Origin of the sequence: Pantoea sp. SoEX, assembly GCF_009829945.1 — a bacterium.
Classification (GTDB): domain Bacteria; phylum Pseudomonadota; class Gammaproteobacteria; order Enterobacterales; family Enterobacteriaceae; genus Pantoea_C.
Window position 1 is genome coordinate 124,727 of record NZ_SZZT01000002.1, and the last position, 16,966, is coordinate 141,692.

The 16,966-nt window shown below is 25.6% G+C and carries 15 protein-coding genes; 11 read left to right on the top strand and 4 right to left on the bottom strand.

Going from position 1 to position 16,966, the window contains the following annotated elements; translation table 11 throughout:
- Positions 1-225: 225 nt before the first annotated feature.
- The gene (gene hemL / locus FD726_RS02005; RefSeq protein WP_159989922.1) at positions 226-1,512 is read right to left on the bottom strand and encodes a glutamate-1-semialdehyde 2,1-aminomutase; all 1,287 of its coding nucleotides are present in this window, start codon (positions 1,510-1,512) and stop codon (positions 226-228) included.
- A gap of 177 nt (positions 1,513-1,689) precedes the next feature.
- Between hemL and erpA the strand changes: the two genes are divergently transcribed.
- The gene (gene erpA / locus FD726_RS02010; RefSeq protein ID WP_159989923.1) at positions 1,690-2,034 is read left to right on the top strand and encodes an iron-sulfur cluster insertion protein ErpA; all 345 of its coding nucleotides are present in this window, start codon (positions 1,690-1,692) and stop codon (positions 2,032-2,034) included.
- A gap of 90 nt (positions 2,035-2,124) precedes the next feature.
- Here erpA and mtnN read toward each other — a convergent pair whose 3' ends face one another.
- Positions 2,125-2,820 carry a 5'-methylthioadenosine/S-adenosylhomocysteine nucleosidase gene (mtnN, locus tag FD726_RS02015; protein ID WP_159989924.1) on the bottom strand — a complete coding sequence of 232 codons (696 nt, stop codon included), beginning with the start codon at positions 2,818-2,820 and terminating at the stop codon, positions 2,125-2,127.
- Positions 2,821-3,248: 428 nt separating this feature from the next.
- Here mtnN and FD726_RS02020 point away from each other — a divergent pair, with 428 nt between their 5' ends.
- Entirely contained in the window at positions 3,249-4,670 is a 1,422-nt protein-coding gene (locus FD726_RS02020; RefSeq protein WP_159989925.1) for a trypsin-like peptidase domain-containing protein, read from the top strand.
- 109 nt (positions 4,671-4,779) lie between these two features.
- On the opposite strand, the gene dapD is transcribed toward FD726_RS02020, so the two are convergent.
- Positions 4,780-5,601: a 2,3,4,5-tetrahydropyridine-2,6-dicarboxylate N-succinyltransferase gene (dapD, locus tag FD726_RS02025; RefSeq protein ID WP_159989926.1), complete on the bottom strand. Its 822-nt coding sequence runs from the start codon at positions 5,599-5,601 to the stop codon at positions 4,780-4,782.
- Between the two features lie 158 nt (positions 5,602-5,759).
- Positions 5,760-6,551 carry a type I methionyl aminopeptidase gene (gene map, locus FD726_RS02030; protein ID WP_159989927.1) on the bottom strand — a complete coding sequence of 264 codons (792 nt, stop codon included), beginning with the start codon at positions 6,549-6,551 and terminating at the stop codon, positions 5,760-5,762.
- Positions 6,552-6,878: 327 nt separating this feature from the next.
- On the opposite strand from map, the gene rpsB reads away from it, so the two are divergent.
- The 9 genes from rpsB (at position 6,879) to bamA (ending at position 16,926) form a co-directional block, all read left to right on the top strand.
- Positions 6,879-7,595, top strand: a complete 717-nt coding sequence (rpsB, locus tag FD726_RS02035; RefSeq protein WP_159989928.1) for a 30S ribosomal protein S2 — start codon at positions 6,879-6,881, stop codon at positions 7,593-7,595.
- Between the two features lie 115 nt (positions 7,596-7,710).
- A complete protein-coding gene (gene tsf, locus FD726_RS02040) occupies positions 7,711-8,544 on the top strand; it encodes a translation elongation factor Ts (protein ID WP_159989929.1) in 834 nt (277 codons plus the stop codon).
- A gap of 160 nt (positions 8,545-8,704) precedes the next feature.
- Positions 8,705-9,430, top strand: coding sequence for a UMP kinase (gene pyrH / locus FD726_RS02045; RefSeq protein ID WP_159989930.1), 726 nt, complete (start codon positions 8,705-8,707; stop codon positions 9,428-9,430).
- An 85-nt stretch (positions 9,431-9,515) separates the two neighbouring features.
- Positions 9,516-10,073: a ribosome recycling factor gene (gene frr / locus FD726_RS02050; RefSeq protein WP_159989931.1), complete on the top strand. Its 558-nt coding sequence runs from the start codon at positions 9,516-9,518 to the stop codon at positions 10,071-10,073.
- Positions 10,074-10,129: 56 nt separating this feature from the next.
- The gene (gene ispC, locus FD726_RS02055) at positions 10,130-11,326 is read left to right on the top strand and encodes a 1-deoxy-D-xylulose-5-phosphate reductoisomerase (protein WP_159989932.1); all 1,197 of its coding nucleotides are present in this window, start codon (positions 10,130-10,132) and stop codon (positions 11,324-11,326) included.
- Between the two features lie 155 nt (positions 11,327-11,481).
- Positions 11,482-12,231 carry a polyprenyl diphosphate synthase gene (gene uppS, locus FD726_RS02060; RefSeq protein ID WP_159989933.1) on the top strand — a complete coding sequence of 250 codons (750 nt, stop codon included), beginning with the start codon at positions 11,482-11,484 and terminating at the stop codon, positions 12,229-12,231.
- A 16-nt stretch (positions 12,232-12,247) separates the two neighbouring features.
- Positions 12,248-13,099: a phosphatidate cytidylyltransferase gene (locus tag FD726_RS02065; RefSeq protein WP_159989934.1), complete on the top strand. Its 852-nt coding sequence runs from the start codon at positions 12,248-12,250 to the stop codon at positions 13,097-13,099.
- A gap of 19 nt (positions 13,100-13,118) precedes the next feature.
- A complete protein-coding gene (gene rseP / locus FD726_RS02070; RefSeq protein ID WP_159989935.1) occupies positions 13,119-14,483 on the top strand; it encodes an RIP metalloprotease RseP in 1,365 nt (454 codons plus the stop codon).
- Between the two features lie 31 nt (positions 14,484-14,514).
- Positions 14,515-16,926, top strand: a complete 2,412-nt coding sequence (gene bamA / locus FD726_RS02075; RefSeq protein ID WP_159989936.1) for an outer membrane protein assembly factor BamA — start codon at positions 14,515-14,517, stop codon at positions 16,924-16,926.
- Positions 16,927-16,966 lie beyond the last annotated feature (40 nt).

A 16,966-nucleotide genomic window follows, 5' to 3' on the forward strand; every position in this document is an offset into this window, starting at 1 on the left:
ACAAAATATATTTTATATTAAATAGTAAAGATATATGATACAGAAATTATTCTAAATAAAACATAAATGATTTATTAAATAAGAATTTATATGTACAATAAATCATATTAACTTATTATCAATTAATTTGTTGATTTAATGATAAAAAATGAGTTTATATTTTTCTTGAAATTAAGATAGATAAAATAGATTATTAAATTTACTTAATCATAATTAAAAAATAAGTTATAATCTAGAAAAGCAAATATCAGCAATATCTATAGTTTTTTGAATATCATTCATAGTATGAGCAAGAGATACAAAATTTGTTTCAAAAGGAGAAGGAGTAAAATATATTCCTTCTTTTAGCATCATATGAAAAAATGTTCTAAATAATTTAGTATTACATCTTAAAACATCAGAATAACAAGTCACATTATTGTCCTTAGTAAATAATAATCCGAACATACTCCCGATATTATTAACTATTATTGGAATATTATTTTTTTTTGCTGCTAAACGTAAGCCAGATGATAAATAGCTAGTTAAATGATTTAACTTTTCATAGGTATTTGGTTTCTTAATTTGTTGTAAACAAGTATATCCTGCTGCCATTACTAATGGATTTCCAGAAAACGTTCCAGCTTGATAGACTTTACCCATTGGTGCTAATTTATTCATTAATTCTTTTTTGCCACCAAAAGCACCGATAGGCATACCACCACCTATTATTTTACCTAAGCAAGTAATATCTGGATATATATCATAATACTGTTGAGCTCCTCCTAATGCAACTCTAAATCCAGTCATTACTTCATCCATAATGAGCAATGCATTAAATTCGTCACATAAGGTACGTAATCCTTGTAAAAACTTTTTTTTAGGTAAAACACAATTCATATTACCAGCTACTGGTTCAACAATAATTGCAGCAATATCTGTAGGATAATTTTCAAAAATTTTGCGAACTGAATCTAAATCATTATACGCACAAACTATGGTATTTCTTATAAAATCAAATGGAATTCCAGATGATATTATTGGATTATCATTATTAGCCAACTCATCATAAAAAGAATTTACTAATAAGTAATCAACATGACCATGATAACAACCTATAAATTTAATAATTTTACTACGATTAGTATATCCTCTTGCTAAACGAATTGCACTCATTGTAGCTTCAGTTCCAGAATTAACCATACGTAACATTTCTATACTTTTTACTAAACTACAAATTAATTGTGACATAAGAATTTCTATTTCTGTAGGAGTTCCAAAACTTAAACCATTTTTTAATGTTGAAATCGTTGCTTTACTAATCTTAGAATTATTATGACCTAATATCATAGATCCCCAAGAACCAACGTAATCTATATAGCATTTATTGTCTACATCATATAAATAAGCACCTTGGGATTTATGAACAAAAAAGGGAGTTCCTCCTACATGCTTAAAAGATCTTGCTGGAGAATTTACTCCACCTGGAATATAATTGTTTGCAATAGAAAATAATTTTTTAGAATTTTTCATTGTAATTAAAATAAATTTATCTTTAAAAATGATGTTATTTTATATCAAATATTATTTTACATATATATAATATAGAGAAAGATTAGATAATGAATTATTCATATTCAATTATAAAATTATATATTAATATGTTAATTTATTAAACTTTATTGAATATATTTTAATTGGAATTAAAAAATGAATAAAAAATCATTAATGCCATTAAAATTTACTGATGCAGCTATTAATAAAATTAATTTTCTAATTAATAATAAAAAAAATAAATCATTAAAATTGCGTATATATATATCAGGTGGAGGATGTAGTGGATTTCAATACGGGTTTAAATTAGATGAACAAGAAAATGAAGAAGATATAATTTTTAAAAATCAAGGTATAATGCTAATTATTGATCCTATAAGTATTCAATATCTTAATGGTAGCTCTATAGATTATAGAGAGAATCTAGAAGGTTCGCGTTTTATAGTAATAAATCCTAATGCTAAAACAACATGTAGTTGTGGCTCTTCATTTGGAATATAATAAAATATCATTATTTTTATATAAAATAAGGTGTTATTATATCGGTAACTTTAAATTTTACTTGATTATCAATGAGTTATTGGATATATTCTATAACTGAAAATTTTTTAAAAAATGATCAATTACTATACAACATTTTCTAGAACTACTAATTAAATGTTTTCTAAAATTTACACGTGATTTTTTATCTGCAAAATCAGTAATAGAACGTATTATTGTAAAAGGTATTTGAAAATTATAACAAACAACAGCAATAGCTGTAGCTTCCATTTCCACAGCAATTGCCTGAGGAAAATTTTCGCGAATTTTCATTAAGTATTTTATATTATTAACAAATATATCACCACTAACGATTAATCCCCTTTTAGCATTAAAATTTAATTTCTTAATACAACTTTCCATTTGAATAACTAATTTATTATCAGGAAAAAAATTTCTAGGGTAACCACAGATTTGTCCTACATCATAACCGAAAGCAGTCATATCAACATCGTGATAACAAACTTGATTAGCTATTACAATATCTCCTATTTCCAAATCTAAAGAAATACCAGCCGCTGTACCTATATTAATTATTATATCAGGTTTATATAAATTAATTAATGTTGTAGTATTAATTGAAGCTAAAGTTTTACTGACTCCAGATTCTAGAAGTATTACTTTAATATTTCTTAATAATCCTACATAAATTTTACATCTTCCTACTAAAAACAATTTGCATTTATCCATCATATTACGCACAAAATCAATTTCTTCTTGCATTGCTCCTATTATTCCTATTTTCATAAATAATCTCTTTCTAAGATTTTTTAAAAATTAGATTAAATAAAATATTTTTTGATTAAAACATTTTTATAAGTTTGCAATAATGAAATTCATTTTTCTATTTTACTAAATTATACAGTATCCGAAATTAGTTCTTTTAATAAAAATATTATTGCTAATATAATATTTTTAGTGTTTTAATATAATTAAAACATTCATTTATTATAAAATATAATAAAATAACGTTATACACTTTTATTTAATTAAGTTAATTAACTATCAATTATGTCATATGACATATAATATATTGTCACTTTATTTAGTATTAGTATCATTATTAAAACGATTAACAAAATAAGATAATTAATAATATTACTTAAAAAAATTTTATATTTTCATGTTTATTAATTTAGTAGTATAAACTTTAACTCACAAGAGATCATTAATAAATGAAAAAAATATTGTTAATATTTTGGGCATTTAACTTTATTATATTAATTAATAATTTTATAGGTATTGATAAAGCTGAAGCTAATTATAATCAAAAATATTTTAGTTTATCGCCAATACTAAAAAAAACCATGCCTGCAGTAGTTAGCATCATTGCAGAAGGAAATTTTAATCTTACAAAACATTATGTAGTGAAATTCAATAATAAGCAACATTCTTATGATAGCAAATCATATTACTTTAATAAAACTAATTCAAAATATTTATTAAAAATGCAAAACGATGAACACAATGATAGTGAATTCTTTAAGATTTTAGGATCAGGAGTAATAATTAATGCTGAAAAAGGTTATATAGTAACTAATAATCATGTAGTAAATGATGCTGCTAAAATTGAAGTTAGGTTAAGTGATAATAGGCGCTATTACGCAAAATTAATTGGTCAAGATATTCAATCAGATATTGCTTTACTTCAATTAAAAAATGTGAAACATTTAAGTGTCATGCAACTAGCCAATTCTGATAGATTAAATATAGGAGATTATACAATAGCAATAGGTAACCCATATGGTATTGGAGAATCGGCAAGTTACGGAATCATATCTGGACTTGGACGTACGGGATTTAATGATTATTATAACTATCAAAATTTTATTCAAACAGATGCAGCCATTAATCATGGTAATTCTGGAGGCGCTTTAGTAAACTTAAAAGGTGAATTAATTGGTATAAATACTGCAATTTTTACTCCTGATGGCAGTAATACTAGAATAGGATTTGCAATTCCCAGTAATGTAGTTAAAGTAATAACAAATCAAATAATAAATGATGGACAAGTAAAACATATTACATTAGGTGTGTTAGGTTCTTCAGTTGATCTAAAAATGATAGAAGATCTGAATCTTAATACTAAATTTGGTATTTTTATTAACCGCATTATACCTAATTCAGTTGCTGCTAAATATGGTATGCAATTAGGTGATGTAATTACGTTGATTAATAATAAACCAATTGATAGTCTATCTTCTATTAATAATATTATTGGTTTTTTACCTATTGGAACTACAATAAAGTTACATTTATTAAGAGATAGAAAATTTATTGATTTATTAGTTAAGTTAGATAAAGTGGATTTAATTATACTAGATTCTGCAATTATTTCTGACGCAATAGAAGGCGCTGGATTAACTAACGGAGATTCTTATAATAATAGAGGAGTATATATAGATAGTGTTATACCAGGAAGTGCAGCAGCAAATATTGGATTACAAAATGGTGATATAATATCAAGTGTAAATCATAAAACCATTATGAATTTAGGAGATTTACGGAGAATTTTAGAAAAAAAATATTCATTTTTAGCTTTTAATATACAAAGAAATAAAAGAAAAATATATTTATTTCTTAATGCAATTAATTAGCTACATTAATCTAATACCAGGTATGATCATACTTTTACCTGGTATGAAAAATACAAAATATAATATGTTATTATTACATAATAAAACATTATTTATTTAAAAATAAATATCAAATATTACGTAATATTTCGTTTATACTGACTTTTGCACGGGTTGTATAATCTACTTGTTTGACTATTATAGCACAATATAAACTGTAATTATTATTTTTAGATGGCAAACTTCCAGAAACCACTACAGAACCAGACGGTATACGACCGTAACTTATTTCTTCAGTATTTCTATTATAAATTTTAGTACTTTGACCTATATAGACACCCATGGATATTACTGAACCTTCTTCTACAATAACACCTTCCACAATTTCAGAACGTGCTCCAATGAAACAATTATCTTCTATTATAGTAGGATTTGATTGTAGTGGTTCTAATACCCCTCCTATTCCTACTCCTCCTGAAATATGAACATTCTTACCTATTTGTGCGCAAGAACCAATAGTAGCCCAAGTATCAATCATAGAACCAGTATCAACAAAAGCACCTATGTTTATATAAGAAGGCATTATTACAGTATTTTTTTCTATATAAGTTCCTTTTCTTACAGATGCCGGTGGTACGACTCTTATACCTTTTTTATGGAAATCTAAAGCATTCCAATTAAAAAATTTCATATTTATTTTATCAAAATAATTTGTTTCAGCACCGTAAATTAAACTACTATTAGTTATTTGAAAAAAAAGCAAGATAGCTTTTTTAATCCATTGGTGAGTAATCCATTTACCATTTTTTTTTTCAGCAATCCGCAATGTTCCATCATCCAGTAAACATATAGTTTGATTAATAGCGTTTTTTACTTCTTTTTCTACTGTTTTTACAGTTAGATTATTTTTTTTTTCAAAAGCATATTCAATAATATTTCTTAAGTTTTGCATGTATCTTCCATTTTACAATCTTTTTGAATAGGTTATGTTATCTAAAATAATTTTATAAATTAAATTTAATATTTATAAATATAATAAAATATTTGTTAAATAACCATATCTACAATTATAACTATTTACACTATAAAACAACATGATTTAAAAATGAATTAATTATTAATTAATAAAGATGGAATTAATTCTTCTTTACGCAATGTTAAAATTTCACATCCACTATTAGTGACTAAAACTGTATGTTCATATTGTGCTGATAAACTTTGATCATTAGTTTTTACTGTCCATCCGTCAATCATAGTATGAACATTATGATTACCAATATTAACCATAGGTTCAATAGTAAAAATCATATCTTTTTTCATAATAGTTTTATTATCTTTTACTCTATAGTGAAGAATCTGTGGTTCTTCATGAAAATTCTTTCCTATTCCGTGTCCACAATAATCACGTACAATAGATAAACCATGAGATTCTACATATTTTTGAATAACGTGACCAATTTTATTTATATTAACTCCCGGCTTAACAATATTTAATGCTAAATAAAGGCTTTCTTGAGTAATTTTACATAAATTTTTCCCTGCAACAGTTGGTTCTCCAACCATAAACATTTTAGAAGTATCTCCATAATATAAATCTTTAATAACCGTTACATCAATATTAACAATATCTCCGTCTTTTAATATTTGATTATCATTAGGAATACCATGACATACTATCTCATTTACAGATATACATACAGATTTAGGAAATCCTTTATATCCTAAACAAGCAGGAATAACATTTTGTTGGTAAACCATATATTCATGACATATTTCGTCTAATTTTCCTGTTGTTATACCAGGTATGATATATTGCTCAATCATTTCTAATACTTCAGCAGCTAAATGACAAGCAATACGTATTTTTTCAATTTCCAATTTATTTTTTAAATGGATAGACATTATATTAATTCCAAAATTATAAGATTTTATCTAACATTAATAATGTTTTTATGTTAACATTCATATGTTAAATGAATGCATATGATTATACAAACGTACATTTAATTTATACATAGTTTATATTTATTTGGTCTGTATATTTAATTATTCTATAAAATATACTTAAAGATAATATGTTACTATTGAGTTAGTGTTATTAAATAATCAAATATTATTATAAATAAACAATTATCAAAATTAATAACTGTATGTCATAAAAAATGATTTATATAAAATAATACATACTTATAACATGCAGATATAACTATAATAGATTAAGAGGTATTAATGGCAATTATTTCTATGCGTAATATGCTTAAAGCTGGTGTACATTTTGGACATCAAACTCGTTATTGGAATCCAAAAATGAAACCTTTCATATACGGTTCACGTAATAAAATTCATATTATTAATCTTGAAAAAACCGTACCAATGTTCAATAAAGCCATTATTGAATTAGGCAAAATTTCCTCTCGTAAAGGTAAAATTTTATTTGTAGGAACTAAACGAGCTGCTAGTAAAGCAATAAAAGAATCTGCATTACAATGTGACCAATTTTTTGTGAATAATCATTGGTTAGGCGGTATGTTAACGAATTGGAAAACTGTTCGTCAATCTATTAAGCGTTTAAAAGAACTTGAAATGCAGTCTCAAGATGGTACTCTTAATAAACTTACTAAAAAAGAAGCTTTGCTTCGTAGACGTAAATTATCTAAGTTAGAAAATAGTCTAGGTGGTATAAAAGATATGGGTGGGTTACCTGATGCTCTATTTGTAATTGATGCTGATAAGGAAAATATCGCTATTAAAGAAGCAAATAATATGGGTATACCGGTATTTGCTGTAGTAGATACAAATTCTGATCCAGATGGTATTGATTTTGTTATTCCTGGTAATGATGATGCAATGCGTGCAGTTAATTTATATCTCGGTATTTTAGTAAATTCAATAAATGAAAGTCGCTCTCAAGATCATCATGATTTTCATATAAAAGACAATATTTAATGGAATTATTATAGTGCCTTATAAAATTCATGCTGTAATTTAATAAGATTAAAATAAGTAAATTTTATTATTTTAATAACAAATAATTTATAAAAGTATTAACTAAGGATTTAAAATGGCTGACATTAGTGTTGCATTAATCAAAAAACTGCGTGAATATACTGGTGCAGGCATAATGGAGTGTAAAAAAACGTTAATTGAAGTAAATGGTGATATAAACTTAGCTATAGAACATATGCGTAAATCCAGTGCTATTAAAGCATTAAAAAAGGTAAATAACGTTGCAATTAATGGTATTATCAGAGTTAAAATATTTAATAATTATGGCATCATTTTAGAGTTGAATTGTGAAACTGATTTCGTAACAAAAAATAATTGTTTCGTAAATTTTGCTGATAAGTTAATAAATAGAATAAGTTTAGATCCCGCAATTGATCTTGTTTCTCTTAAAAAACAATTTGAACAAGAAAGAGTTTCTTTAGTATCTAAGATAGGTGAAAATATTCAAATAAACCGATTAGGTATATTGGAAGGAGAAAAACTTGGTATGTATATGCATAGAGATCGTATCGGCGTATTAGTATCAGGTATAAATATAAATGAAATATTAATTAGAAAAATAGCTATGCATATTGCAGCAAGTCAACCTGTATTTGTTAAACCAGAAGATATACCTAATAATATTCTTGAAAAAGAACGTGAAATTCAAATGGCTATTGCAATAAAATCTACTAAATCAAAAAAAATTGCAGAGAAAATAATAGAGGGCCGTATGAGAAAATTTGAGAATGATATATCTTTAACTGGACAAACTTTCGTCATGGATTCAAATAAAACTGTTAATGAAATTTTGCAAGAACAGAATGCTAGGATAATTGAATTTATACGTTTTGAAGTTGGTGAAAAATCAGAACAAGATAAGTTCATATTGAAATTAAGGAATAAATAATTTTATTCTTTTTAAAAACCGCATTTAAAGCGGTTTTTTTCCGATATAAGCAATAAATCGCATTGTTTTTGTTATATTTTGATAAAATAATCATAACAGACATAGACAATCGACCAGATTTTATATTTCCTTTATATAATTTTCTCAGGGATAATTTACTATGATAAATAACAACAATATTGTTTATCAACGTGTTCTTCTGAAGTTAAGTGGTGAGGCATTACAAGGAAATGAAAGTTTTGGTATTGATGCAAGTTTTCTTGATCTTGTAGCACAAGAAATAAAAGAACTAGTTAAATTAGGAGTACAAGTTGCAATAGTTATTGGCGGAGGTAATTTATTTCGCGGTAAAGGTCTTTCTAAAGTAGGAATGAATAGAGTAGTAGGTGATCATATGGGTATGTTGGCAACTGTAATGAATGGTTTAGCGCTTCGTGATTCTTTACATCGAGCTTATATAAATGCTTGTTTAATGTCAGCAATTCCATTAACCGGAGTTTGTGATGATTATAATTGGTCAAAAGCTATTGACCTTTTACGAAAAAACCATGTTGTAATATTTTCTGCTGGTATTGGCAATCCTTTTTTTACTACTGATTCTGCAGCTTGTTTACGTGGAATTGAAATTGAAGCAAATGTAGTATTGAAAGCTACTAAGGTAGATGGCGTATACTCATCTGATCCTACTCATAATGTCAATGCTATATTATATGAACAAGTAACATACTCTCAGGTATTAAATCAAGAATTAAAAATAATGGATCTAACTGCATTTACATTAGCTCGTGCTCATAATTTGCCGATTCATGTTTTTAACATAAATAAACGTGGTGCACTACGTTGTATAGTTATAGGAAAAAAAGAAGGAACTATAATTAAAAATTAATATTAATAAAAAAATAAGAATCAACTTAACAAAATTTATCAGTTATTTAAAACATTAATTAATATAGATACAAGGGTTTTGTAAAGTGATTAATGATATAAAAAAAGATACTGAAATACGTATGGATAAGTGTATTATTTTATTTAAGAAGATAATCAATAAAATTCGTACAGGACGTGCTTCTACTACTTTATTAGATAATATTACAGTGAAATATTATGGCAATTTAACACCTATTTACAAATTATCCAACATAAATGTAGAAAATACAAGAACATTAAAAATAAATGTATTTGATAGCTCTATCATAAATCTTATTGAAGATGCTATTAAAGCATCTGATTTAGGTTTAAATCCTATTTCTAAAGGTAACAATATTTATGTTCCCATACCCATGTTAACTGAAGAACGGAGGAAAGAATTAATTAAAATTGTAAGAAATACTGCTGAACAAACTCGTATTTCAATAAGAAATATTAGAAGAGATAATAACGATAAAATTAGAAATATGTTTAAAGAAAAAAAAATAAGTCAAGATGAAGAATATATATGGCAAGGTGATATTCAAAAAATAACTCAGAAATATATTACTCAAATTGATATTTTTCTTTTTAATAAAGAAAATGAATTAATGAAATTTTAAATATTATTATAACTTTATAATAGTAAATAATTTTTTTGCTTCATATGGAAAGTGTCATGAAAAGATTAACCCTGTTGGGTTCAACAGGATCTGTTGGCATTAATACATTAGAAGTAATTCGTGTTAATCCGGAACTTTATCAAGTTATAGCACTAGTTGCTGGTGAAAATGTTGAATTAATGGTGCAACAATGTAAATTATTTCAACCTATTTATGCTGCTATGGCTAGTGAACTAGCAGCTAAAAAAGTACGTAAGAAATTAAGATCTCTTAAAGTACATACTGAAGTTTTGTCTGGCATTAAAATGGCATGTGAATTAGCTAGACTTAATGAAGTAGATCAAGTAATGGCAGCTATAGTTGGTACATCAGGATTACTACCTACATTGTCAGCAATTCGTGCTGGAAAAACAGTATTACTTGCTAATAAAGAATCTTTAGTTACTTGCGGTCGTATATTTATGGAAGCAGTAAAAAAATATAATGCAAAATTACTTCCAGTTGATAGTGAGCATAATGCAATTTTTCAAATTTTACCATTTGAGGTTCAAAATCATTTAGGATTTGCTGAATTACAAGACAATGGTATTGAATCAATTATTATTACGGGATCTGGTGGACCTTTTCTTAATATAGATTTAAAAAATTTAAATAGAATATCTCCTGACGAAGCTTGTGCACATCCTAATTGGTCTATGGGACGTAAAATTTCTGTGGACTCTGCGACAATGATGAATAAAGGTTTAGAATATGTTGAAGCTCGTTGGTTATTTAATGCTAATGCCAAGCAAATAGAACTTATATTACATCCTCAGTCAATAATTCATTCTATGGTAAGATATTGTGATGGTAGTGTTTTAGCACAGTTAGGAAATCCTGATATGCGAATACCAATTGCTAATACTATGGCTTGGCCTTCAAGAATAAAGACAGGTGTAACCCCACTTGATTTCGCTAATATTTCTTCTTTTACTTTTGAAAAACTAGATTTCATCCGTTATCCATGTTTAAAATTAATGCTAGATGCTTGTAACGATGGACAAGCAGCAACTATTATCTTAAATGCTGCTAATGAAATTGCTGTAGAAGCTTTTTTAAATAGAAAAATTAAATTTACTGATATTGCTTATTTAAATAAAGCTGTTTTAACAGCATTTTCTTGTAAAGAACCAACTTCATTAGAAGCAGTACTAGAAATAGATCGAATATCCCGAAATATTGCTGAAAAAAAGTTAGTTTTATTTAATTATTAATAATAATTATTATAGTAATACTGTTTGATTGATTTAATTGACAATGTTATAGTTAACTACAATACATGATAAATGCATTAATATATTAAATTTTTCTCAATCATACTATAATAAAATAAAACCTTTTTCGTATTGGAAGAAATAAATTATGTATTATGTCTTATGATAATTCATTTCATATTAACCAAAAGAACAATCCATCTCATGTAGCAATTATTATGGATGGAAATGGTCGTTGGGCAATTAATAAAGAAAAATCTCGTATTTATGGTCATAAAGCAGGTGTTGAATCAGTAAAGAAGTCTATTAGTTTTGCTTTAAATCATAATATTAAAATATTGACACTGTATGCTTTTAGCAGGGATAATTGGTATCGTCCGGAACAAGAAGTGACATCTTTAATAGAATTGTTTATGTCAGCTTTAGCAATAGAAGTAGAACTTCTTAATCGGCATGGTATTTGCTTACGTATCATTGGTGATATTACTGTTTTTAATAATCTTATTCAAGATCGTATTAACTATGCTGAAATGTTAACTAAAAATAATAACAAATTAATACTTAACATAGCTGCTAATTATGATGGCAGATGGGATATAATCAAAGGTGTAAAAAAAATAGCAAATAAAGTAAAAAAGGGATTATTATCACCTGAGCATATAACAGAAGATAGTTTGGAATTTCATCTGGCTACTAAGGAATTACCTGCAGTAGATTTATTAATAAGAACAGGTGGTGAGTGTAGAATTAGTAATTTTCTATTATGGCAGATTGCTTATGCTGAATTTTATTTTACTAATGTTTTGTGGCCTGATTTTGATGAAAATGTTTTTGATACTGCTTTGAAATCATTTTATTTAAGAGAAAGACGTTATGGTAGGATATTAACGGATACTACTAAATAAGATAGGGGGGGTATCTGTGCTAAAAAACCGTTTTTTTACCGCATTAATTTTGATTTTTTTTACGATTTGTACATTATTTTTATTATCTCAATTCAATTTTGAGCTAATTATTTTATCTATATGTTTGCTCGCCGCTTGGGAATGGAGTAAATTATCTGGAATAGTTTTATTTTATAAACGCATATTAATATCTATTTTATTTGGTATAATATTATTTATATTGATGATCTTTCTTCATATTTACCAATATAGTATTAATTCCTCAATAATAATTTTATTATTATACCTCTCTGTATTCTGGTGGATAATAGCATTATTTCTAGTATTAACCTATCCTATATCTTCTATTATTTGGAAAAATTCTAATCTAATACGTATTGTTTTTGGTATTTTTACTCTTATTCCTTTCTTTTATATCTTAGATGTATTTAGATACTTAAATTATAGTAAAGATAGATTTACTGGATCTTGGCAAATTTTATTTATTATACTTTTAGTATGTTGCATAGATTCTAGTGCTTATTTTTTTGGAAATATTTTTGGTAAACATAAGTTAGCACCTAAAATTTCTCCAAATAAAACTTGGGAAGGTTTCTTATGTAGCTTAATTTTTTCATTTTTAATAAATATTTTGTTTTTTCAGTTACAAATAATAGATTTTCCAAAAAAATATTTATTAATATTTCCAATTTTAATTACTTTTGCTTCTCTTTTAGGAGATCTTACTGAGAGTATGATGAAACGTGAAATTGGTGTTAAAGATAGTGGTAATATAATTCCTGGACATGGCGGTATTCTTGATCGTATAGACAGTTTAACTTCAGTTATTCCGATATTTAGTTTATTTATAGCTGCTTCTATTAAATAGTTTTGAGGATTTTACAAACATGTCAAATATGATCTGGAATATTGCTCTTTTTATAATTACTTTTAGTTTATTAGTAACAGTACACGAATGTGGCCATTTTTTTATGGCCAAAATTTTTGGTGTTAAAGTAATTTGTTTTTCTATTGGATTTGGTAAATCTATTATTAGATTTAATATTTATGATACTGAATTTGTTATTTCAATATTTCCTTTTGGTGGCTATGTTAAAATGTTAGATGAACGTTCAGATGAAGTTCCTTTGCATTTACTCCATAAAACATTCAATAGAAAACCAATTTGGAAAAGAGTTTTAATTATTTTGTCTGGTCCTGTTGCTAATTTAATAATGGCGATTTTTATGTATTTTATAGTATTTTTCCAAAGTACTGTAACACTTTCTCCAATTATTGGAAAAGTTATAAAAGAATCACCGATAGAAAAATTACAAATTACTGCTGGCATGGAAATTAAGAAAATTGATGATATTAATACACCAGACTGGGATACAGTACGTATGGCATTAATTTCTAAAAATAAAAAATCTAGTGTCACGTTAACATTTTCTAACATTAATGAAAATATTATTTATACAAAAAAATTGAATTTAAATAAATTGAATTTCGATCAACAAGTTAAAGATCCATTAGATATTGTAGGTATTGTACCATTACTTCCTATCATCAAATTTCTAGTAACTAAATCAAATGATATTAACATAACAAATGAACATAATTTACAAGTAGGTGATATTATAACTAAATTAGATGGTAATAAATTAGTAAATGCAAAACCTTTTATAAATTATATAAAAGACTATCAAAAAAAAGATATTCAAATAGAAGTAAATCGTAAAAATAAGATTTTACAATTCAAACTTAATGTAGATAAAATTATTGAAAGTAGTAATACAAATAATTTGTCAATAGTACCACAAATTATTTTCCCTGAAAATTACAAGATAATACACAGATACAATTTATTTTCTTCATTTAAACATTCTATCATAAAAACATCACAATTAATTAAACTAATTATTTCTTCGATATGTAATTTAGTAAATGGTAATTTTAACGTAGACAATTTGAGTGGTCCAATTACCATAGCTCATGGAGCAAGTATATCAGCTAAACGCGGAATAGCTCATTACTTATCATTTTTATCTTTAATTAGTATCAACCTTTTCGTTTTTAATTTACTTCCTTTACCCATTCTAGATGGTGGACATCTATTATTTTTAATAATAGAAAAAATAATACAAAAACCTCTATCTAATCAAATACAGAATATTTTTTCTTGGATAGGTTTTAGTATTCTGATTATTTTCATAACAATTGCACTATCTAATGATATTTCACATTTTATAAGCAATTACAATTCATTATAAAAACAGATTTGGGAGGAAAATTACAATACAAATGACAATAAAAAAATTATTTTTAACTATATTAATTTCTATTAGTATTAGTACTTATGCATCTAATAGAATTAATAATATTAATTGTGAAGGTTTTTCAAGAGTTTCTATAGATTCACTATCACCTAAAATAAATATAAAGGTTGGTGATAAAATTAACGGTGATGTAATTGAAAACATTATTAGATCATTATATTCAACAAATAATTTTGAAAAAGTTAAGGTTATAAAAAATAAAAATACCTTAACCATTAAAGTAAAGGAATTACCTATTATATCTAAAGTTAATATAGTAGGTAGTGAAGTTATTCCAAAAGATAAAATAGAAAAAATACTTGAACATTCAAATATATCTGCTGGAAATGTTTTAAATCGGAGTTTGCTTTTCTTAACTAAAAAATCGTTTGAAGAATTTTATTATAATATAGGAAAGTATAATTTCAATATAAAAAGCGTTGTTACACCATTGCCTAATAATTATGCTAATGTTACGTTCATATTAAAAGAAAGTGTTTTTACAAAAATTGATCAAATTAATATAATTGGGAATAAAAATTTTACTTATAAAAAACTAATATCTTTATTTGAATTAAGAGATAAAATAAACTGGTGGGATATAACTAAAATTCATACTTATAAGAAAGAAACATTAGAAGAAGCACTTACAAATTTGCGTAATTTTTATCTTAAAAATGGTTATTTACGTTTTAAAATAAAATCCACTAAATTAAGTCTAACACCTAACAAAAACAAAATTTATATTACTGTAAATATTAATGAAGGCAATCAATATAAAATATCAGGGGTGAAATTTCGCAGTAATCTTAATAATAAGTTAGAAGAATTAAAAAATAACATTAAAATTGGTATAGGTGATATATATAATATTGAAAATATCAAAAAAGCCAAACATAAAATTAATAGTATAATCGTTGATTACGGGTATGCATATCCAATCATACGGGTAAATTATAAGATAGACGATTTGAATAAAAAAGTGAAAATATATTTTAATGTTAATTCAGGAAAAAGATACCATGTTCGTCACATCTATTTTAAAGGTAACTATATATCAAAAGATAGTGTCTTGCGTCGTAAATTGCAACAAATAGAGGGCGATTGGCTCAATAGCAATTTAGTTGATCAAAGTACTAATATTTTAAAAGGTACTAGTTATTTTGATCAAGTTGAATTAGAAAAAAATTTTTTACCAAACCAACGAGATCAAGTGGATTTAATCTATAAAGTAAAAGAACATAAGACTGGAGGAATTAAATTAGGAGTTGGATATGGTAAAAAAAATCTTCTGAATTTTCAGGTTAATATAAACCAGAATAATTGGTTAGGTACTGGACATATTTTTAAAATAAATGCTGTCAAAGATATGGTACAAAAACAAGGTGATCTTTTATTAATAGATCCTTATTTTACAGTGAATGGTATCAGTTTAACTAATCACTTTTTTTACAATAGAATGACATCAAGTGATAAATCTTATGGATATAATAATATAAGTTACGGTATAGATACTTCATTAGGTTTTCCGATTAATAATGAAAATACATTAAATGTTGGATTAGGTTTTATTAAAAATAATATTTACAATATTTCTCCTCAAATATCTGTATATAGGTACTTGAAATATATTGAAAACTTTGATATTTCAAAAAAAGATGCACATTTTTTAACCAATGATTTCAATATTAACATAGGATGGGATTATGATACTTTAGAACAATCATTATTTCCTTTGTTAGGATCTTCTATAAATTTAAATAGTAAAATTAATGTTTTAAAAGCACGAAATAATTTTTTTAAGATTTCCCTAGATAGTAGTAAATATTTGCCAATCAATGAAAGTAATACTTGGATCTTGGTAGGATGCTTTAGGCTAGGTTATGGTGCAGGTTTTTTTAGAAATCACGAAATGCCTTTTTATGAAAATTTTTATTCTGGTGGTCCAAAAACAATAAGAGGTTTTCAAACGAATACTGTAGGTCCGAAATCAGTTTATTTAAAAACTTTAAAGTCATTGTCCCCTAATTGTATATCATCTAAAGAATGTACAGTATCAACAGATACAATAGGAGGTAATGCATTATTTAACGGTAGTTTAGAATTGATATTTCCTATTCCGTTATTAAATAAAAAATTAGCTGAATCTATAAGGACATCTTTGTTTTGTGATTTTGGGAATGTATGGGATACCAAATGGAAAACAACTTATAAAGGTAAAAATATTAAAAATATGCCAGATTATAATTCTCCTAGTAATATTAGAATATCTGCTGGTGTTTCTTTTAAATGGGCATCACCTATTGGTCCCTTAGAATTTTCTTATGCTATACCAATAAAAACGTATAATGGAGATAAAATAGATAATTTTCAACTTTATATTGGTAAAACATGGTAATAATATTAATGTTAATAAACTATTATAAACAATATATTGT

What these genes read in the sequence shown, in the direction of transcription:
- erpA (WP_159989923.1), top strand. Translation starts at nt 1,690, where the DNA reads ATGAATAAAAAATCATTAATGCCATTAAAATTTACTGATGCAGCTATT.
- dapD (WP_159989926.1), bottom strand. Translation starts at nt 5,601, where the DNA reads ATGCAAAACTTAAGAAATATTATTGAATATGCTTTTGAAAAAAAAAAT.
- tsf (WP_159989929.1), top strand. Translation starts at nt 7,711, where the DNA reads ATGGCTGACATTAGTGTTGCATTAATCAAAAAACTGCGTGAATATACT.
- map (WP_159989927.1), bottom strand. Translation starts at nt 6,551, where the DNA reads ATGTCTATCCATTTAAAAAATAAATTGGAAATTGAAAAAATACGTATT.
- rpsB (WP_159989928.1), top strand. Translation starts at nt 6,879, where the DNA reads ATGGCAATTATTTCTATGCGTAATATGCTTAAAGCTGGTGTACATTTT.
- uppS (WP_159989933.1), top strand. Translation starts at nt 11,482, where the DNA reads ATGTCTTATGATAATTCATTTCATATTAACCAAAAGAACAATCCATCT.
- bamA (WP_159989936.1), top strand. Translation starts at nt 14,515, where the DNA reads ATGACAATAAAAAAATTATTTTTAACTATATTAATTTCTATTAGTATT.
- FD726_RS02020 (WP_159989925.1), top strand. Translation starts at nt 3,249, where the DNA reads ATGAAAAAAATATTGTTAATATTTTGGGCATTTAACTTTATTATATTA.
- rseP (WP_159989935.1), top strand. Translation starts at nt 13,119, where the DNA reads ATGTCAAATATGATCTGGAATATTGCTCTTTTTATAATTACTTTTAGT.
- hemL (WP_159989922.1), bottom strand. Translation starts at nt 1,512, where the DNA reads ATGAAAAATTCTAAAAAATTATTTTCTATTGCAAACAATTATATTCCA.
- mtnN (WP_159989924.1), bottom strand. Translation starts at nt 2,820, where the DNA reads ATGAAAATAGGAATAATAGGAGCAATGCAAGAAGAAATTGATTTTGTG.
- ispC (WP_159989932.1), top strand. Translation starts at nt 10,130, where the DNA reads ATGAAAAGATTAACCCTGTTGGGTTCAACAGGATCTGTTGGCATTAAT.
- pyrH (WP_159989930.1), top strand. Translation starts at nt 8,705, where the DNA reads ATGATAAATAACAACAATATTGTTTATCAACGTGTTCTTCTGAAGTTA.